This is a genomic window from Chryseobacterium sp. MYb264 (assembly GCF_035974275.1).
In the GTDB taxonomy this organism is placed as follows: Bacteria; Bacteroidota; Bacteroidia; order Flavobacteriales; family Weeksellaceae; genus Chryseobacterium.
Genome location: NZ_CP142422.1, coordinates 1,875,703 through 1,896,098 on the forward strand (window position 1 = coordinate 1,875,703; position 20,396 = coordinate 1,896,098).

Consider the following 20,396-nt stretch of genomic DNA (forward strand, 5'->3'; position numbering starts at 1 on the left):
ATTTTGACAGTGCATTCTGTAATCCGGTAATTTTTATCGGATTCAGGAGGCTACACTTCAATAAAAACACGGAAATATGATAAAAAAGATATTACTATTGACTTCTCTCATGACAGGAAGTTTGGTTTTGTACGCGCAAGAACTTCACTCTGCGCTTCAATTGAGAAACAGTCATTTATGGCGTGGACTGGAAGTTTCTTCAGGTTTAATTTATACAGGAGACCTTCATTTAGACGGAAAAAATTTCTACGGCGGATTTTGGACAGGTGGAAACGTTGACGGTTCATACAAGGAATTCAACAATTACATCGGTTATAAAAACAATCATCTCACCGTTGAACTATGGGATATTTACAATTTTTCACCCGGAGCAACATATAATAACAAAGAATTTTTTAATTATAATGCCAGCGAAACCGGTCGGTTTTGGGATTTGAGATCTTATTATACCATTAGTGATAAACTGCCTCTAACGTTAAGTTTTAACACTGTGGTTTTCGGTCGCGACAGAAATCAGGAAAATACGGAAAATAAATATTCATCTTTTGCTTCTGCTGAATATCCTGTGTATAAAAAAGAAGATCAGAATCTTGAAGTCCGCGGAAGAGTTGGTTATGGTTTTGCTTTAAATCATGCGGGAGAAGCCAGTAATTTTTTCGCTAAAAAAGACGGAATTACAGAAGTGAGTTTAATTGTTTCCAAGAGCTTTACCATTGCAGGATACAAACTTCCCATCGGCATTTGGGGCATGTGGAATCCCGTGGGGAATAATGCCTATCTGCAGTTTTCAGTGCAGGCGTTTTCTTTTTGAGTGGGAGAGTTTTTGGGTTTGAGAGTTTTTGGGTTTGAGAGTTTGAGGGTTTTAGAGTCTGAGAATGAGAATGTCTAAAGTTTAATGATTTGATCCTTTTGAATAAATCGTCAATTTAAGTGAAATTCTGAAAGAATTTTGTATCGAGAATTTTTAGTTTAACCGCCTTATTCTGTTCAAATATTACGTAATCTTTATTTAAAAGTATTGACAAAGTTGATAACTTTACAAGAATCTAAGTCAGAAAATACAGCCAAAAGTTCTCGATACAATTTCTCTTCACTTCGTTTCGAAAATCACTCGAACTGACGGAAATACTCTCTATTTAATTTTCATCATGGTAACCAATGATGTCGCTACATGGCTTTCCGAATTTCCGTTTTCAACCACTACATAAATCTCAGTTCTGATCACGCTTATTTTTGCTCCACCTTTGATGACATAAGATTTTGAGACCAAAGCATCTCCCATTGCAGGTCTTAGATAATTGACCTTCAGCTCTACTGTTACAACATAGCAATCTTCAGGATAATGGCTCACAGCAGCATATCCTGATGAAACATCCACTAAAGAAGCAATCATAGCTCCGTTGAACATTCCGGCTTTTCGGGTCATTAAATCCATTTTAGGAATTTTCATGGAAATAAAGTCGGTATCTGCTTCCAGCAATTCTGCTTTGTAGAATTTCAGGGTTTCAGAACGATTGAAACTATCGGTAATGAGCTGTCTTTTTTCTGGAGTCATATTTCATATTTTATTTAACGCAAAGGTAGGGCTTGTGGCATTATTTTGTCTGAATTTTGTGACAAAAAACTTGTACTGTCATTATATAAAAAAGGCCATTCACTCATGAACAGCCTTCAATTCCAATACAACTTCTCTACACCAAAGATAAGTTTTCGGAAAGATTTTGTGTTTTCAGACCATAATCTTCTTTTATCATATCAGCGGCTTTTTCGCCGATCATAATTGTTGGGGCATTGGTATTTCCGGAAACCACATCGGGCATGATGGACGCATCGGCCACTCTTAATCCTTTAATACCATAAACTTTTAGACGAGGATCTACCACCGAGAGGCTGTCGATTCCCATTTTACAGGTTCCTGTCATGTGATGATAGGTAGAACACGATTTTTTAATATAATCAATCACTTCCTCTTTTGTTTTACCTTCACCAGGATAAATTTCACCATCATTCCATTCTTTCATCGCTTCGGTTCTTCCCATTTCGCGGCAGATTTCCACGCATCGGTATAAAGCCTCCAAATCAGATTCTTCAGAAAGATATTTTGGATCTATTTCAGGAGAAACGGATGGATCTGCGGAAGTCAGTTTGATATATCCCCGACTGGCAGGTCTGATAAATCCGGCACAAAAGGTGAACGCATTTTCAGGTCCCGTAAATCCAGGACTGTAATACGGAAGTCCCATGAATAAAGGCTGTAAATCAGGAAAAACCATTTCTTCCTTACTTTTCCAGAATAATTGAGCTTCTAAAAGATTAGCTTCGGGAGCCGGAATTTCTTTTTTAGCTTTAAAAATTACACTTGTTAAAAGGTGATCCTGCAGGTTCTTTCCTACACCTTTCAAATCCTTAACAACTGGAATTGCTAAAGATTCCAGCTCTGCTTTATCACCAATTCCGGAAAGCATCAAAAGTTTTGCAGATTCTATGGTTCCGCATGAAACAACGACTTCTTTATCGGCTCTTGCTTCTACCAGTTCCCCATTTTTTAAATATTGAATCCCAACACATCGATCACCTTCAAAAAGTAATTTCTGACCCAATGCATGCGTATGAATTTCAAGATTGGTTCGTGATCTTGCGGGATCTAAAAATGCCTTGGCGGTTGAACATCTTAAACCGTCTTTTCCAACGCTCAGATGATTCAGTCCGGCTCCCCAGATTTCTTTATTAAAATCATCGGTTTCGGGATAGCCTAATTCTTTACAAGCCTCAATCGCACTGATGGAAATAGGATTCGGACGTTTTATTCTGCTAACATACAGCGGTCCGTTTCCGCCATGCACCTCATCTTCGCCTTGTTCATGCGTTTCAGATTTTTTAAAATAAGGCAAAACACTTTCCCAGTCCCAGCCCACACAGCCATTATACGCCCAATGATCGTAATCCTGGCGGTGGCCGCGAATATAGATCATCCCGTTAATAGAACTTGAACCGCCCAGCGTTTTTCCTCTCGGCCAGTATCTCGTATTTCCACCTGCACTTTCCTGAGCTACCGTATGATAAGCCCAATCTCTTTCAGTATTCCAGATCGCCGGCCACCCTGCCTGAGCATGAACTTCCGGAACCTGATCATCTGCTCCCGCTTCCAGAATAAGCACTTTTATATTTTCGTTTTCGCTTAATCTATTGGCTATAACAGCTCCTGCCGAACCGGATCCGACAACTATAAAATCGTAGTTCATAAGTTTTAATTTTTCTATTTTTTGCTAAAAATCATTTTTTAACGCAAAGCCCGCAAAGTTTTATTAACTACTGACTGCTTTTAAGTTCGCAAAGCCGCTCTGCTTAGCAAAGCACACAAAGATTTTTAGCCATTGTATTGTGAATAATTCTGAGATACTGATTACTTTTTAATACTAATCACTTTTGGAATGGTAACGGCTTTCAGACCTTCCACTCCGAATTCTACTCCATAACCGGATTTTTTTGCTCCCCCAAACGGTACAAAAGGGTTAATCGCTCCATGCTGATTGATCCAAACAGTTCCTGCTTCCAACTGAGCTGCAATTTTTTGTGCTTCTTCAAGCTCATCACCCCAAACCGAAGCTCCTAAGCCGTTTTCGGAATCATTAGCTTTTTCTACAGCATCCTCTAAAGTTTTATATTTAATGATAGGAAGCACAGGCCCGAATTGCTCTTCATCCACAATACGGCTTCCATTGTCTACATTTCCGATCAGTGTAATCGGGATAAAGTAGCCGTCCTGATCCGGTTTTTGACCTTTAAATAAGAAATCAGCATTATTATTTTCAGCATCATTCAGCAAATCCTGAATTTTATCAAACTGCATTTTATTTTGTATCGGTCCCAATACATTATTTTCATCAGCACCGTTGCCCATCGGGATATTTGCGGAATAATCGGACAATGCTTTCACCACATTTTCGTAGTCATTTTCATGAACGTACAATCTTTTTAAACAAGCACAGGTTTGTCCCATATTTAAAAATGCGCCCCAAAAAAGGTTTTCAATATGTTTTGAAAGATCAAGTCCGGGAAGAATAATGCCGGCATCGTTTCCGCCACATTCCAACGTTAGTCTTGCCATGTTTTTAGCAGATGCTTCAATCACTTTTTTTCCCGTGGCAATAGATCCTGTAAACATCACTTTCCCGATTTCAGGATGTCCCGTAAGATAAGATCCAACCTCTCCTCTTCCGGTAACCACCTGTAAAACGTTTTCAGGAAGTACAGAATTAATCACTTTAATCATTTCCAATGTGCTGAAAGTCGTGTATTCAGAAGGTTTTAAAATCACCGTATTCCCCATTCTCAAAGAAGGAATAATCTGCCAGATCGCAATCATCAACGGCCAGTTCCATGGGGCAATGGCTGCAACAACACCGATCGGTTTTCTGTACAAAATATCTTTTCTTGTATCATCTTCAAAAACAACTTCTTCAGGTAAATCCAATGATGCCGGAACTTGAGTCCAACCTACACAGGCCTGCATTTCAAAATTAGATCCTGGGCCGCTCAATGGTTTTCCTTGTTCGCGCGTAATCCATTCTGCTAGATGTTTAGAATTCTGTTGTAAAGCTTCTGCTACCTTCAACAATATTTCTTTTCTTTCTGCATCAGACCTTGCTGACCATTGTTTTTGGGCAATTTTTGCATTCTTTATTTTACGGTCTATTTCGTCTGCTGATGTATTTTCCACTTCCCCGATAACCTCTAAGGTAGAAGGGTTTAGCGATAAAAATTCTGTATTGACGGCTGCTGTTTCTTTTGCAAATGAAGTATTTTCCATTGTTTCGAATTATTTTGTATTTTACATACCCCGAAAATGACAAAAACATGACATAAATCATTTATTTATTCTCTATATTTTTTAACTTAAACTCTACGCTATAATGGAAAAGATCGAAGAAAGAACCGTTTTCAGCATTCCTTTCGGTGAATTGAATGTGTTTGAAACCAATGTTGTATGCCATGATTTCCCATTCTTTTTTGAGAAACCCGTGATCACTTTAATGCTGAGCGGAAACAAGATCATCAGAAGTGAGGAAGAAACTTTTGAGTTTAGGGAAAGAAGCGTTTTTATTCCGCCTTGTCATAAAGAATTAAGTATAGATATTCACCCGATTTTTCAGGAACCGACCAAATGTCTGGTTTTAAATATCGAACAGGAATATATCGACCATGTTTTTTCAGAAGTCATTGAAAACTGGCATCCCGACTGGGATAAAACCGGAATTATGATGCAGGAAAATACAGTGAAAAAGTTTGTAAGTTCTGATGCTTCATTATGGCAAAGTTTAACCCATCTTTACAACCGGAGGATTGATGAGAACATGCAGGGTACCTCAGATTTTCTTTTAAGTTTAAGCTTAAAGGAACTGATCTATGAACTGATGAAAACCAATGCCAAACATCTTCTTTTAAACAGCAATAAAACAGAAAATATTCAAAACGGACTTCAGGAAGTGGTTCATTTTATTAAACAAAACTACCGCGAACCGATTACCATTAAAAAACTGGCTTCTGTTGCCGGAATGAGTGAGGCGAATTTATTTAAAAAGTTCAAGCATTCTTATAATTGTACGCCTGTGGAATATATTATTGAACTGAGAATTGAACACGCCAAACAGCTGCTCATCAATAATCCTGAGATTGATATTAAAAATATCTGCTTTGAATCTGGTTTCAACACATTGGAATATTTCTACAGAAAATTCACCCAAATGACGGGAAAATCGCCGAAGAAGTTTAAAGTAAGTTGATGGTTTTTAGTTAACCGTTGATGGATTGACTGCTCTCCGGTTTATTCTCGCGAACAACTAACAACTAACAACTAACAACTAACAACTAACAACTAACAACTAACAACTAACAACTAACAACCATTAACCCAATGAAACCGTAAATTCGGGAGATAGGGAAGCTACACCTTCTGTGATATTTTCAGGATGTGTGGTGAAACCTTTTAATTTTGACGTTTTGCCTTTTACGACTAAATCCAAAAGCTGCTTATCTGATAATTTTTTACCGAAGATTTCGAAATCCAGTTTAAATCCACAATTTTTAAAATCGGAACATCCAACGGCTGTTTTGCCTTTCATTAAATGATGTTCTTTACATTTCGGGCATTTCGTTTCTTCCCAAGACTGCAATTCTTTTTTTACAGCGGGTTCACGTTTTTTCTTTTCTTTAACCTCTTCTTTTTCTTCATATAGAGTGATAACCTTCCCCTTGCCGTCGACCACTTTTTTAGTCAGTTCCGTCACCATTTGAATTAATTCTTCCTTAAACTGATTGGCTTCATATTCACCACTTTCAATTTTACGAAGTTTAGATTCCCATTCTCCGGTAAGTTCGGGACTTTTCAGCAATTCATCTTCAATTGTATCGATCAATTGAATTCCGGTTTGGGTAGCGATCAGGTTTTTTCTTTTCTTCTCGATGTATTTTCTTTTGAAAAGGGTTTCGATAATGTTCGCACGAGTTGAAGGTCTTCCGATTCCGTTATTCTTCAACATTTCTCGAAGCTCTTCATCTTCCACTTGTTTTCCGGCAGTTTCCATGGCACGAAGAAGTGTTGCTTCCGTGTATGGTTTTGGCGGTGATGTTTTTCCCTGATGAATCATCGGATCGTGTGGTCCGGTTTCGCCAACCATAAATTCAGGAATCGTCTGTTCTTCTTCCTTTTCTTTTTCTTTATCCTTATCTGTGGTTTCCTCTTTTGGTTCTTTAGCATAAACGGCTCTCCAACCTGGCTCAAGGATCTGTCGACCACTTGTTTTAAAAGGAATTGTTCCTACTTTTCCTTCCACCAAAGTATTTGAAATTTTACATTCAGGATAGAAAACAGCGATGAAACGTTTGGCAATTAAGTCATAAATCAACTTTTCTTCCCTACTCAGATTCTGCGAAGGCGGAACTTCTGTCGGAATAATCGCATGGTGATCCGTCACTTTCGCATCATCAAAAACGGCTTTTGATTTTGGAATCGGAGCTTCCAATAAAGGAGAAATCAGTTCCTGATAAGGATACATTTTCCTAAGAATTCCCTCAATTTTCGGATATAAACTTTCGGATAAGTAGGTGGTATCAACACGCGGATAAGTCACATGTTTCTTCTCGTACAAACTTTGAATATAATTTAACGTATTCTCCGCAGAATAACCATATTTTTTGTTGGCTTCCACCTGAAGTCCAGTCAAATCAAAAAGTCTCGGATTTTTCTCTTTTCCTTCTTTAATTTCAAAAGAAACGATTTCGAAAGGATTAACTTTTAGATATTCCAAACCTTTTTCGGCACGTTCCAACGTTTTTAAACGATCAATCGCAGCGTTGAAAATAACGTCACGGTATTTGGTTTTCAGTTCCCAATATTCTTCGGTGGTAAAAGCATCGATCTCCTTCTGACGCTGAACAAGCATCGCCAATGTCGGAGTCTGCACCCTTCCAATCGAAAGAACCGCTTTATTTCCGCCAAATTTTTTCGTGAATAATCGCGTTGCATTGATTCCCAACAACCAATCGCCAATGGCTCTTGCATTTCCTGCGAGATATAAATTTTTATAATCTTCGGCAGGCTTTAATTTTTGAAAACCTTCTTTAATGGCCTCTTCGGTAAGGGACGAAATCCACAGACGCTGAATGGGTTTGTTGCATTTTGCTTTCTGCAAAACCCAACGCTGAATCAGTTCTCCCTCCTGCCCGGCATCCCCGCAGTTGATGACCTCTTCACATTCTTCGACCAATCTTTCAATCACTTTAAACTGATTTTCAACACCTTTATTGGGGATCAGTTTAATTCCGAAGCTGTTAGGGATAATCGGCAGCAAAAACAAATTCCAGGATTTGTATTGCGGACCGTAATCATGAGGTTCTTTGAGGGTGCAAAGATGCCCGAACGTCCATGTCACACAATAGCCGTTTCCTTCCATATAGCCTTGTTTCGGCGTGGTAGCACCTAATACTTTGGCGATATCTCTGGCAACACTGGGTTTTTCGGCAATACAAAGTTTCATGAATATTCGGAATTATTGAAGAGGGCAAAAATCGGGATTTTTTTTGGATTTTGCTAATTTGTGAATGGTTGTTGGTTAATCGTTGTTAGTTAATGGTTTAGTGTAAAGATAATTAAGTTTTAGTTAAAAAAAATTTTAGGGTGATAAAATTCTATTCCACATCGTTCACTTTATAAATTACATTGCAAAAAGTATATCTTGCAATGGAAGAATGTAATCTTGCATCGCAAAAAAGTAACTCTGCTATTAAAGAATATTAAATAATGGGGTCAGTACTAAGGTTGGGGAGAAATTTTATGAGTTAGAATATTTTATTTCCCACAGAATACACGGATTTTCACAGATGTTACTGTTGATTTTTTTGGCCACGAATGCACAAATAGTAGTGAGAAAAATCTATTTTTTTTACCGCAAAAGAGGCAAAAGTATTTTTATAAGCTTTGCGCTAGCTGGACAAAAGAGAACAAAACATTCCTCTTATGAAGAATTTAAATTTTATTTTCTGGAACAGGTTAATAAACTCCGGCATTTGGTGTCATTCGGATATTCGTGGCCCATTTTATAACAGAAAAACGCGGACAAAATGCCCGCGCCAGAATATATTTAGTAAAAAGCCCGATGTGCGGCTAAGTTGTTGGTTCATTTAATTTTTGAACCATTTATTTTGTCGGATATTAACTCTTAATCCAAGAGAAAAACTTTTAAACTGATCTCTGTTTTCTGGTGTATCCGAAAGGTATGCCTTGGCAAAGCCCTGAGAATACATGGTAAAAACCTCTGCCCAATCTGAAACCGCGATTCCGATTCCCAAATTTGTTACATAGTCCATATTTTTAATTCTGTACTTCTTTTCCTGAAGACTTCCGGAGCTTGTATAGTCTACGGTCCATAAAACATAGTCAATTTTACCTCCTGCAATAATAAAAAAACGGGTTTTCCCTGAATCCAGCGTTATATATTTTTTAAGATTAAGTCCGCCCCCGTAAGTGCTGAACTTTAATTTGGAGTTGTAGGGGTCCTGTATCGGGAGTGAACCTTCAATATAGGGCTGAAGATAAAGTTCTCCGGAATCAAAGTGAAGAAGATGGGAAAGCAGAACATCCACGGAAAGGGTTGCGGTATTTTTGCTGATCCATGCATTTTTATCCACCTCACTATTCTTTAAAGGTCCAAGGCTATAGTTAAGTCCGAGATTCCATTTTACATATTGCAATCTTCCTTCATTAAGGGATTGGGAAAAAGCTTTTTCAGCGAAAAGCGTCAAAAAGCAAATGATAAATATTCGTTTCATACGTTGGTTTTAATATCCTTAAAAATGTCACAAAGCGGAAATGGAGCCTCTCTCGGAAAAATAACAGAAAGACAGACCTGAAATTTTTCAAGAGAAACCAAAAACTCTTTTTTCCGCCACAAAATTATTGACCAGAATGTAAAAAACGGTTACTACAAAACAACTACACCAAGATAAAAGACTACAAAACAACACATTAAACAAAATAAAAAGGTATTAATGTAGTGCTTTATTCTCCAACTGATGGACTATATCATTTTCTGTGCTCTGCAAAAAAGAGGCTTTCTTACTCAGAAAGCCTATCAACAATATGATGAAACAAGGTTCATTATTTTAATTGTATTACATCGTCATCGGAACTTCCATGAGAAGGATTTCCGTATTTTCTGATGTTGTTTTTATATTCAGATCGGCAATATCCCAAACGCCAAAACCATCTCTTTGTTCCACTTTCTGGCCTTCAATTTCTGCACTTCCTTTCAAAATAAAAGCATAGACACCGTTTCCTTTTTTCTTAATCTGGTAATTGGTTTCTGTATTGTTTTCAAAATTTCCTAAATGAAACCATGCATCCTGATGAATCCAAACTCCTTCATCATCGGCATTAGGAGAAAGTATTTGCTGGAACTTGTTTTTACTTTTTGATTTATCAAGCGTGATTTGATCGTATCTCGGAGTAACATTTCTTTTATTTGGATACACCCAGATTTGCAGGAATTTCACCAGACTGTCTTGGTTTTTATTGAATTCGCTGTGCATAATTCCGGTTCCGGCACTCATCACCTGAATATCTCCGCTTTTGATAATCGCAGAATTCCCCATGCTGTCTTTGTGCTCCAAATCGCCTTCCAACGGAATACTGATGATCTCCATATTGTCGTGAGGATGCGTTCCAAAACCTCTTCCCGCCTCTACTTTATCATCGTTCAACACTCTCAGTACGCCAAAGTGCATTCTTTCGGGATTGTGATAATTGGCAAAACTGAAGGTATGACTGCTCACCAGCCAGCCATGATCTGCCTTACCTCTTGAATCTGCCTTATGAATGACAGAGTTATCTTTAATTTTTGAATCGGTATTCGGTAAATGATTGTATCCGATAGGTTCCAATGGCTCGATCTCATCGATTTCGTTTTTCATGGTATTGCCCAATGAAGCGGATGCTACAAACATTCCTGTTCCTAATAATCCTTTCTTTAAAAAATCTTTTCTGTCCATATCTGTTCGTTGTTTATTCATTTTGATAGTACAAATTTCGGAAGATTGAAATTGCTGGACATTTAACTAGTTTAATAAATTTGATTTTCTTTTGCCTTGACTATTAATGTCTCGGATACTCTTATTTTTCTAAATGATTTTTTTAAACGACAAACTCTGTGGAAATTCCCCTTCTTTGAAGGGGTGGATTTTTGTGCAACAAAAAGACGGGGTAGTTTTTAGCATTACTAAACCACCCCGTGAAAAATTCTTTGAATTTTTGCCACCCCTCCAAGGGAGGAGAATTTGTGTTCGTATATTTTCTTTGTGGGAAATTTATTTTTCTTTCGAAGCGAGACGTTTTCTGATTGTGCTGACAAACTCTTTGGAAACGCCAAGATAAGACGCAATATAATATTGTGCGACTCTTTGCGGAATGGAAGGATACACTTTGATAAATTCTAAATATCGGTCGGTTGCTGCTTTGGAAATCGTGTTCACCAAACGGTTTTGTAAAGTGGAAAGATTTCTCTGAACCAACATTCTGAACACTCTTTCAAATTTCGGAATCTCGGTTAATAATTTTTCCTTCGTGGTAGGATTCAGCATAAATATTTCTGAATCTTCCAAGGTTTCAATGTATAATCGGGACGGTTTCTGTTCCTGAAATGAAGCAATATCGCTGATCCACCAGTCTTCAATGGCAAATAATATCGTTACTTCAAAACCATTATCATCAAGGTAATACACCCTCACACAGCCTTTTTGGATATAGCCTTCAAACTGGCAGATTTCGCCTTCCCGTAACAAAACTGTTTTCTTGGGGAACGTTTGAAGTGTTAATGAATCGGTGAAAAATTTTTCTTCTTTTTCACTAAGTTCTATGAATCGGGTGACATTTTTGACGATATTTTCAGACATAAATTTAAGTTTACGGCTGCAAATTAGGAAAAAGTGTGTAAACTTCGTTCTTTAACAGTCCGCTTCCTCCACCATAATGGTCGATTACCTTCACATCTTTCTCTAAATTTTCACAAAAAGTTTTCATATTATTTTCAAATTCTTCATTCAATCCGGAACTTAGCAAAACAATATCTACCTGATTGTCTTTAATATAATCATAGCAAACCGTTTCATCACTTTTAATTTCTGCTTTCCAGCCATCATTATTTTCGATGATTCTTTTTAAAGTCTCTACTATTTCCTGATTTTTTCCTATCACAAGGAAGTTGAGTGTTTTCATAAGATTTGTTGTTTGTTACTGGTTGAGAGTTGCTAGTTTTTAGTTGATGGTTTTTGGTGTGTGGTGTGTGACTTCAATATGAATGGAAATTTATTTTAAGTTCAGAGATTCCCTATTTCATTTACACTTCATTCTGAATTATAATTTCATTTTAAAATTGAAAATTAATCATCCGACAACCATCAACCAAAATTACATGTGTCTGCTGCCTGTAATTTTCAGTTCATTTAAATCCAACTGAGATTCCGCTTTTCGGATCTCATCATCGGTAAAGTATTTTTCACGTTTTATGTTGAATAATTCTTTCCTTTGCAATGCATAAATATCAAGCATAATTCGATGATATTCATTGATGTCATTTCTTCTGTTGGTACACATTTCCAATGATTCAAGATGACTTTGCTGTAAGGAAATATCATTTTCGATCGTATTCTTAAAATTTTCAACCAAACTGTTGGTTTCAATATTTGTTTTGTACTTTTCATTCAGCCTGCTTAACGCCAAATTATCCAGTCTGATCTGAATGCTCGCCTGCTGTTCGTGAGATGGTAAAATAGGATCAATTTCTCCAATCTTGGTTAATTTAATAATTAAAGGAAGCGTTAATCCCTGAAAAACCAAGGTCACAAAAATAACCACGAAGGTGATGAATATAATTAAATTTCGCATCGGGAATTCTGCCTGATCATTCATCATTACCGGAATTGATAATGCTGTTGCCAATGAAACCACGCCTCGCATTCCGGCCCAACCGATGATCAAAGGATTCTTCCATCCCGGGCTAGGATCTCTTCTTACTTTTTTACTTAACCATCTCGGAACGTGAGCGACCGGATAGATCCACAATAAACGAACAACAATAACAATTAAGCTGATAATTAAACCATATTTGATGCCTTCCATGACAGAAGTTTCTCCTAAACCATGGATAATATCAGGAAGTTCCAGACCAATTAAGACAAAAACCAAAGCATTCATCACAAAGATTAATGTGTTCCAAACGCCCGTCATATTAATTCTTGTTACTCCCGTTTTGAACATCTCATGCGAACGGAATGACATGAATAATCCGCCACTTACAACCGCCATTACTCCCGAAAAGTGAAAATGCTCCGCCGAAAGAAATAAAATATAGGGTGTCATGACAGTTAATGCAGCATCAATCGCAGGTGTTGTGGGTAAAAATCTATGAATAGCATAGAAAATATGTGCTCCTACAATTCCGACAACGACTCCCATTCCTGCAACCAGGAAAAATTGTCCGGTTGCTTCCTGCATCGAAAACATTCCTGTCATCACCGCGGCTAATGCAAATCTGAAAACAATTAATGATGATGCATCGTTAATCAAACTTTCGCCTTCCAGCATCGCAATGGTACGTTTTGGAACTTTTAATCCTTTTAAAACAGTTGTTGCTGCAACAGCATCAGGTGGTGAAACAATTCCTCCTAATAAAAATCCTAATGCTAAGGTGAATCCCGGAATAAAAGCCTGTGAAGCAAATGCCACTACAATTGATGTTAAAAATACCAATCCGAAAGCCATTAATCCGATGGTTCTTTTCCATTTCCAGAAATCATTCCATGAAGTATACCAGGCTGCTTCGTACAACAAAGGAGGCAGGAAAATCAGAAAGATGATTTCAGGATCTAGTTTTAGAACCGGAACTCCGGGAATTAAGCTGATTCCCAATCCCGCCAATACCAAAAAGATGGGATACGCAATCTTGATGCGTTGTGCCAGCATTACCAACATCATTACGATGAGGAGTAAGCCAAGTATTAAAAGTAGTTGTTCGTGCATAGTTTGTATTTTAAGATGTTAGATATCAGATCCTAGAAGTCAGACTAAAACTTTATGTTTAACTTCAACATCTTTTATCTTTTATCTTTTATCTTTTATCTTTTATCTTTTATCTTTTATAAATGAATAAAAAGTGAAGTTCGTTCTCTCTTTTCAAGGTTTTTGGTTTTATGTCCTTTTCCTGAAATATCTTCCACCAAAAGGATGTCACCGGTTTGGAATTCTCTGATATCGCCCAATGATGTTTCGATCTTGATTCCGCCATCCAAAAGTACAATAAATTGTTTCTGCGGAGCACAATGAAAATCATAATCGTAATCGGCAGAAACTTTTCTGAACTGTAATTTTTTAACGTCTATATTTTCAGATAAAAATCCGATATCGCCCTGATTGATTAATGGAATTTCAATATTTTCAAAGTGAGAGTCGCCGTTTTCGTCGCTGAATATTCTTGTGATTTTCATGTTTTTTTATTTTTTGCCACGAATTCACTCATAATTTAATTCGTGCATTCGTGGCAAATAATTATTTAAATACAATCGAATTCGCCAGTTCTATTTCTTCCTGGTTGATGGAATGTCCGAAATTAGCATAGACTTTTTCCGTAACATCCGCGTTCATTTCTTTTAAAATATTCGCTGTAGCGTACACTCTTTCCACGGGAACGTGGAAATCGGGGTTACTCGTTCCAAGGAAAACCGGGGTTTGATTAAAATCTCCTTTATAATTTTCACGATTGATCTTATCTCCGATTACACCGCCAATTATCGCTGCTGCTCCACCGAACTTCTGAGCGTTTCTTGCTAAAAATTCTAAGGTTAAACACGCTCCTTGAGAGAATCCGAAAAAGTAAATATTTTCAGTTTTTATGCCTGCATCCAAAGCTGTCTGAACTGTTTTTTCAACCGTTTCAATCGCTGATGACAACAAAGGTTCGTTTTGCTCGACCGGAGCCATGAACGAAAGCGGATACCAGGTTCCGTTCGTTGCCTGCGGTGCTAATAAAGCATAGTTTTCCACATTCAAATGTTGTGATAAACTTAAAATATCCTGTGCACTTCCCCCTCTTCCGTGAATCATGATTAAAACTTTTTCAGCTTCTTTCAATGATTTCCCTCCTGTTTTTATATCTAAAATATGACTCATTTTTATCTGTATTTTTCTGTAGGATAATTAATTTTTGGTAAAACTTCTACTAAGTGTTCTCTTTTCTCTTCAAATTGTGATGGCAGATTTAAGTGTTCTCCCAAAGAAGCCAATTCTTCATCCACATCGAATCCCGGACCTGAAGTTGCGATTTCAAATAAAACGCCACCCGGCTCCTTGAAATATACGGAAGTGAAGTATTTTCTGTCTTTCACTTCGGTATGTTCCAATCCGAATTTGTTTAATTTTTCAATCATTTCAAGCTGAGTTTCAGCGTTGGGTGTTGCAAAAGCGACGTGATGAACCGTTCCTCTTCCTGCCAGACCTTTTAAAGCGGAAGGCGTGCAAAGTAAATCGACATATTTCCCCGGCGCATCTTCCGTCGCAAACCGGAATCGGTCTGAACTTTCAGCAATTAATTTGTGATCCATCTGAGTGGTCAACAAAGCCGCAGTTCTTTCATAAGCATCCAGCCAGATTTCAACATGATGAATTCCCTTGATAGCATAATCTTTAGGAATAAATCCGTTGTAATATCCTTTTCTGTCGTCTTTTTCATTGAAAACCAATTCCAGTCCCAACCCATCAAAATCTTCCAGATAGATAAAAACTTCGCCTGAAAATCTCTGCTGCGGATGTTTAAAAGGAATATTAAACTGCTCTAAACGGCTCGTCCAATAATCCAACGCCTCCATCGATACTGAAAAAGCGGTCGTATTCAACATGCCTTTTCCATGCCTTCCGTTCACCAGTCCTTTTCCATACGGGAAAGTCGTCATAATGGTTCCCGGCGTTCCGAATTCGTCTCCGAAATAGAAATGATAAACATCTGAATAATCAAAATTGACGGTTTTCTTTACCAACCGAAGTCCTAAAACTCCGGTGTAAAAATCTATATTTTCCTGTGCGTCGCCTGTGATAGCGGTAACGTGGTGAAGACCTGTTATTAATGACATTTTTTGTTGATGGTTTTTGGTTAATTGTTGATGGTTTTTAGTGTTTAGCTGATTTTATGCTTCTTCTTTGAACCAAACATCCTGATATTCCTCTGGATTACGTTTGAATTGGGCATGAACGTAAGGACAAAGCGGTACAATTTTTAAATCGTTTTCTCTCGCGTAAGAAACCAGTTGGTTTAATAATATTTTTGCAAACCCTTTTCCGGCATATTCTTCGTCAACTTCGGTGTGATAAACCGTTAATTTATCTTTAATCACCGAAATATCCATTTTTCCTGCTTTTTTATCGTCCGAGAACAATTGAACTTCTCCCCTTACGTTTCCTAAAACTACTTTTGTTGTTTCCATAATACTGCTTATTGCTTATTGCTTATTGCTTATTGCTTATTGCTTATTGCTTATTGCTTATTGCTTATTGCTTATTGCTTATTGCTTATTGCTTATTGCTAAATTACTTTCTTTATTAATGATGATGAATGATCTATGATAACTTCGGTAAAGCTTCTTCAATTCTTGCACGTAATCCTTCGTGTTGTTTTGGAAGTTTTAAGTTTGTCCCCAATTCATTCAAAGGCTCATCTACAGTGAATCCCGGATTATCGGTTGCGATTTCGAATAAAACACCACCCGGTTCACGGAAATACAATGAGTAGAAATAATCTCTGTCGATTTTCGGAGTGATACTCAATCCTGCGGACATTACTTTTTCACGGAATTCCATTAAAACCTGATCATCTTTTACTCTGAAAGCAACGTGGTGATTGGTTCCTGCAGCATTTCTTCCTGTTATAATTTTATCATTTTCAATAATATCAACAAGATTAGCTGTTTCAATGGCGTCGGTTGCAAATCTATATCTTTCACCTTCCTGTTTTTGAAGATCATATCCGAAAATATCAGTTAAAACTTTAATCGTCGGATCCGCTTTTTTCAAAGTTAATGTGATATTATGGAAACCTTTCAAAGCATTTTCATCTTTAATATCATCGGTTGTCCACACTTTTCTGTCATCCGGTGTTGAAGATTCAATGAACTGTAACTGTAAACCGTCTGGATCTTTGAATGAAATTAATTTTTCACCGAAAATTTCACCTTCCTCAACATGTACATTAAATTGCTGTAATCTGTTTTTCCAGAATTCTAAGCTTCCTTTTGGAACTGAATATCCGATGTGAGTTGCCAAACCAGAACCGTTTGTTCCTTTTCCGATGCCTTCCCAAGGAAAGAAAGTAAGGATTGTTCCCGGAGTTCCTTCTTCGTTTCCGAAGTAAAAGTGATACGTTCCCGGATCATCGAAGTTTACCGTTTTTTTCACTAATCTTACTCCTAAAACCTGAGTATAAAAATCTAAATTTCTTTTTGCATTGTCTGCAATCGCAGTGATGTGGTGCAGTCCTAATATTCTATTTTCCATTTTGTCTGTTTGTTTAATTTTGATATGACAAATGTAGGACGATTGAGAACCCTGGACATTTAACTAGTTTAATAAATGATGGAAAATGATTTTTATTTGAAATTAACGTAATTTTGCATTTTGATAAGTAGATGCAAAGCTTACATTTCATAAAAAGACGATCGTAAAAGTCTTCTTTTATATTTAATTTGTAAACTATAATTTTAATTTAATTATTTGCTATATTCGCCATTAACAATAAAATAAGATAAGAAATTGCATTGTTAATCAGCGGTCTATTTTAAACCTAAAATACCGTTTAGCAAATATTTATACACTTATCAAAACATTTTTTATTTAAAAGTCTACTTTTTTAGTGGACTAATAAGATTTATGCCTTATATTAGCAGACATAATTACAGAAGTCTATACAATGAAGGCAGAATTGAAATATAATTCAGATAAAAGACATTACATCACGAATATGATGTGCTGTTTTATGCCTGTTTTGAAGTACAACTGTGGTTAACCTTACTTTTATATGACATATTTTAAAGGCCTTACCACGTTGTAAAGCCTTTTTTAATTTTAAAATGAACGTATTTATAATAAAATGATAGAGATAAAGAATATTTCAAAGACCTTCCATCAGAAAAAACAGTCTTTTAAAGCGCTGGATGATGTGAGCCTGAACATTGAAAAGGGCGACATCGTTGGAATCATTGGATTTTCAGGGGCTGGAAAAAGTACGTTGATACGAACCGTTAATCTTCTTGAAAAACCCGATCATGGCGAAATTATCATCAATGGAAAAGATTTTACGAAATTAAATTCTAAACAATTGGCCAATGAAAGAAAAAAAATCGGGATGATCTTCCAGCATTTTAACCTTCTTTCTTCAAGAACAGTATTTGAAAATATTGCACTTCCTTTAGAGCTTGATCATGTGAATAAAACGGAGATCAGCCGAAAGGTTAACGAACTTTTAAAAATTGTAGGCCTGGAAGAAAAAGCCAATGATTATCCGAAAAGTCTTTCCGGCGGGCAAAAACAGAGGGTTGCCATTGCGAGAGCTTTAGCCAACGATCCTTATCTCTTACTTTGTGATGAAGCCACCAGTGCGCTGGATCCCGCAACCACTCAATCTATTTTGCAGTTGTTGAGAGATATCAATCAAAGGTTGGGCATCACCATTTTATTGATTACCCACGAAATGGAAGTCATTAAAACGGTTTGCAATCACGTTGCCGTAATCGACAAAGGAAAACTTTTAGCCAAAGGAACTTTAGGCGAGATCATCTCCAATAAAGAGAATCCTATCATTAAACAATTTTTAAATGCCGGTGTAATGACTATACCACAAGAACTTAATAAAAAACTACAAAAAGAACCTCAAGCCGGATTATTTCCACTTGTTGAGGTTGAAATAAATGATAAAGTATCTGTTGAAGCATTACTTTCTATCGTTTATGATCAATATAAAATCCCTTACCAGCTGTTGAAGGCTGATGTAGAATATCTCGGTGAATCCAATTTCGGAAAAATACTATTGCAATTAAAAGGTAAAGAAGAGGAAAACCAACAGGCAATTTATTATTTCAATCAAAACAACATTCAAAATACAGTAAGAGGATATGCTTAGTGATACGGTAATTTCGCTTTTATCAAAGGGAATTTGGGAAACAGTTTTTATGACATTCGTGTCCGGATTTTTTGGATTTGTTTTAGGACTTCCTGTGGGAATCCTATTGTTTTTAACCCGAAAAGATCAGTTGCTGGAAAATGCAATTTATAACAGAGTCTTATCTGTTTTGGTTAATATTTTCCGTTCCATTCCTTTTATTATTTTGATTGTCTGGATGATTCCTTTTACAAGAAGCATTGTAGGCACATCGATCGGGATGAATGCCGCATTGGTTCCTTTAAGTATCGGTGCCGCGCCTTTTATCGCTAGATTGGTTGAAAACAGTCTTCTGGAAGTTCCTCAAGGTTTAATTGAGACTGCAAGAGCATTGGGAGCAACTCCACTTCAGATCATCAGAAAGGTTTTGTTGCCGGAAGCCCTTCCTTCACTGATTAATAATGCCACGATCACGTTGATCACTTTAGTCGGATATTCGGCGATGGGTGGTGCTGTCGGAGCTGGCGGACTGGGACAAATTGGTTATCAGTACGGATACATCGGGTATGACGCCGTGATTATGAATCTTGTGTTAGGATTGTTGGTTGCGATTGTATTTATTATACAGTTTGCAGGTGATAGATTGGCTAAGAGGTTTGATCACCGATAGTTTTGGGTTTGAGCGTACTAGTGTTTGAGAGTATGAGAGTTTTAGAGTTTAGTTTGGGCGTGAGAACGTTTAAGCTATACCATACAATATATGTGAATGTGAAATAGTGTTGATAAAGGGCTTCTTTGCAATAGCTTATCAGCCTTTTATCATTTTTAAAAAGAAAATAATTTATAATGAAAAAAATAAAAATCTTAGGATTCTTTGCCGCTGGTTTATTGCTGTTTACCGCCTGTAATTCGCCTAAAAAAGAAGATCCTAATTTCATCAAAGTGGGGGTTACTACGGGGCCTGAACAGGAAATTGCCGAAACTGCTAAAAAAGTAGCCAAAGAAAAGTATAATCTTGACGTAGAGCTCGTTGCTTTCAATGATTATGTAGTTCCCAACGAAGCATTGAACAACGGAGATATTGACGCCAATGCCTTTCAGCACGTACCTTATCTGAACGAGCAGTCTCAGCAGAGAGGTTATAAACTAGCCGTAGTTGGGAAAACATTCCTGTACCCTATTGTTGCCTATTCTAAAAAAATAAAAAATATCAGTGAACTTAAAAACGGAAGCACGGTGGTTATTCCTAATGATCCGACTAACGGAGGTCGTTCGCTGCTTCTTTTACAGAAAAACGGTTTGTTAAAATTAAAAGACGGCATCGGTCTATTACCCAAAGTAACTGATATTACAGAAAATCCGAAACAACTTAAAATCGTTGAAATCGAAGCTCCGCAATTGCCAAGAGTATTGGATGATAAAGAGGTCGTTTTGGCGATCATTAATAATAATTTTGCCGCTCAGGCTGGATTAGATGCTGAAAAACAGGGAATTCTTACCGAAGACAAAGATTCACCTTATACCAATGTTGTGGTGGCAAGACATGACAATCAAAATTCCGATAAAGTGAAGAATTTTGTAAAAGCTTATGAATCTGATGAAGTAATGAAAAAAGCACAGGAAATCTTCAAAGGTGGGGCGGTTAAAGGCTGGTAGTCTTGACGTGAATGGCTAAGCTAATAGTCAATTTTTAATAGTATGGAAAAA

General features: G+C 37.1%; 19 protein-coding genes. 5 read left to right on the forward strand and 14 right to left on the reverse strand.

All coding sequences use genetic code 11. The annotated features are described in order from the left end of the window. Positions 1-76: 76 nt before the first annotated feature. Positions 77-811 carry a hypothetical protein gene (locus tag VUJ46_RS08040; RefSeq protein WP_326984471.1) on the forward strand — a complete coding sequence of 245 codons (735 nt, stop codon included), beginning with the start codon at positions 77-79 and terminating at the stop codon, positions 809-811. Between the two features lie 321 nt (positions 812-1,132). Here the strand turns inward: VUJ46_RS08040 and VUJ46_RS08045 are convergent, their stop codons facing one another. From VUJ46_RS08045 to VUJ46_RS08055, 3 genes are all read right to left on the reverse strand, one after another. After that, positions 1,133-1,555, reverse strand: a complete 423-nt coding sequence (locus tag VUJ46_RS08045; protein ID WP_326984472.1) for a PaaI family thioesterase — start codon at positions 1,553-1,555, stop codon at positions 1,133-1,135. Positions 1,556-1,691: 136 nt separating this feature from the next. Beyond that, the gene (locus tag VUJ46_RS08050; RefSeq protein ID WP_326984473.1) at positions 1,692-3,242 is read right to left on the reverse strand and encodes a GMC family oxidoreductase; all 1,551 of its coding nucleotides are present in this window, start codon (positions 3,240-3,242) and stop codon (positions 1,692-1,694) included. 161 nt (positions 3,243-3,403) lie between these two features. Then, positions 3,404-4,810 (reverse strand): aldehyde dehydrogenase family protein, encoded by a 1,407-nt coding sequence (locus VUJ46_RS08055; RefSeq protein WP_326984474.1) that lies wholly within the window; start codon positions 4,808-4,810, stop codon positions 3,404-3,406. Between the two features lie 103 nt (positions 4,811-4,913). Here VUJ46_RS08055 and VUJ46_RS08060 point away from each other — a divergent pair, with 103 nt between their 5' ends. Continuing rightward, complete coding sequence (locus tag VUJ46_RS08060; RefSeq protein ID WP_326984475.1) at positions 4,914-5,783, forward strand: AraC family transcriptional regulator; 870 nt, start codon at positions 4,914-4,916, stop codon at positions 5,781-5,783. Between the two features lie 123 nt (positions 5,784-5,906). Here VUJ46_RS08060 and VUJ46_RS08065 read toward each other — a convergent pair whose 3' ends face one another. From VUJ46_RS08065 to VUJ46_RS08115, 11 genes are all read right to left on the reverse strand, one after another. Continuing rightward, positions 5,907-8,036 carry a type IA DNA topoisomerase gene (locus VUJ46_RS08065; protein WP_326984476.1) on the reverse strand — a complete coding sequence of 710 codons (2,130 nt, stop codon included), beginning with the start codon at positions 8,034-8,036 and terminating at the stop codon, positions 5,907-5,909. A gap of 643 nt (positions 8,037-8,679) precedes the next feature. After that, complete coding sequence (locus tag VUJ46_RS08070) at positions 8,680-9,327, reverse strand: hypothetical protein (RefSeq protein WP_326984477.1); 648 nt, start codon at positions 9,325-9,327, stop codon at positions 8,680-8,682. A 342-nt stretch (positions 9,328-9,669) separates the two neighbouring features. Further along, the gene (locus tag VUJ46_RS08075; protein ID WP_326984478.1) at positions 9,670-10,566 is read right to left on the reverse strand and encodes a pirin family protein; all 897 of its coding nucleotides are present in this window, start codon (positions 10,564-10,566) and stop codon (positions 9,670-9,672) included. Between the two features lie 294 nt (positions 10,567-10,860). After that, positions 10,861-11,445 carry a Crp/Fnr family transcriptional regulator gene (locus tag VUJ46_RS08080; protein WP_267406957.1) on the reverse strand — a complete coding sequence of 195 codons (585 nt, stop codon included), beginning with the start codon at positions 11,443-11,445 and terminating at the stop codon, positions 10,861-10,863. Positions 11,446-11,455: 10 nt separating this feature from the next. After that, on the reverse strand, positions 11,456-11,767 hold the full coding sequence (locus VUJ46_RS08085; RefSeq protein ID WP_326984479.1) for a hypothetical protein: 312 nt from the start codon (positions 11,765-11,767) through the stop codon (positions 11,456-11,458). A gap of 192 nt (positions 11,768-11,959) precedes the next feature. Continuing rightward, positions 11,960-13,570 (reverse strand): Na+/H+ antiporter, encoded by a 1,611-nt coding sequence (locus tag VUJ46_RS08090; RefSeq protein WP_326984480.1) that lies wholly within the window; start codon positions 13,568-13,570, stop codon positions 11,960-11,962. A 116-nt stretch (positions 13,571-13,686) separates the two neighbouring features. Further along, entirely contained in the window at positions 13,687-14,034 is a 348-nt protein-coding gene (locus tag VUJ46_RS08095) for a hypothetical protein (protein WP_326984481.1), read from the reverse strand. A 61-nt stretch (positions 14,035-14,095) separates the two neighbouring features. Continuing rightward, positions 14,096-14,716 carry an alpha/beta hydrolase gene (locus VUJ46_RS08100; RefSeq protein WP_326984482.1) on the reverse strand — a complete coding sequence of 207 codons (621 nt, stop codon included), beginning with the start codon at positions 14,714-14,716 and terminating at the stop codon, positions 14,096-14,098. Positions 14,717-14,718: 2 nt separating this feature from the next. Beyond that, positions 14,719-15,672, reverse strand: coding sequence for a VOC family protein (locus VUJ46_RS08105; protein ID WP_326984483.1), 954 nt, complete (start codon positions 15,670-15,672; stop codon positions 14,719-14,721). A gap of 54 nt (positions 15,673-15,726) precedes the next feature. Further along, positions 15,727-16,023: a GNAT family N-acetyltransferase gene (locus tag VUJ46_RS08110; protein WP_326984484.1), complete on the reverse strand. Its 297-nt coding sequence runs from the start codon at positions 16,021-16,023 to the stop codon at positions 15,727-15,729. Positions 16,024-16,156: 133 nt separating this feature from the next. After that, entirely contained in the window at positions 16,157-17,089 is a 933-nt protein-coding gene (locus VUJ46_RS08115; protein ID WP_326984485.1) for a ring-cleaving dioxygenase, read from the reverse strand. Between the two features lie 592 nt (positions 17,090-17,681). Here VUJ46_RS08115 and VUJ46_RS08120 point away from each other — a divergent pair. From VUJ46_RS08120 to metQ, 3 genes are all read left to right on the forward strand, one after another. Next, on the forward strand, positions 17,682-18,710 hold the full coding sequence (locus tag VUJ46_RS08120) for a methionine ABC transporter ATP-binding protein (protein ID WP_326984486.1): 1,029 nt from the start codon (positions 17,682-17,684) through the stop codon (positions 18,708-18,710). Beyond that, entirely contained in the window at positions 18,703-19,359 is a 657-nt protein-coding gene (metI, locus tag VUJ46_RS08125) for a methionine ABC transporter permease MetI (protein ID WP_326984487.1), read from the forward strand. Before VUJ46_RS08120 ends, metI begins: the two co-directional genes overlap by 8 nt. Positions 19,360-19,535: 176 nt before the next feature. Beyond that, positions 19,536-20,345, forward strand: coding sequence for a methionine ABC transporter substrate-binding lipoprotein MetQ (metQ, locus tag VUJ46_RS08130; protein ID WP_326984488.1), 810 nt, complete (start codon positions 19,536-19,538; stop codon positions 20,343-20,345). The last annotated feature ends 51 nt before the right edge of the window (positions 20,346-20,396 follow it).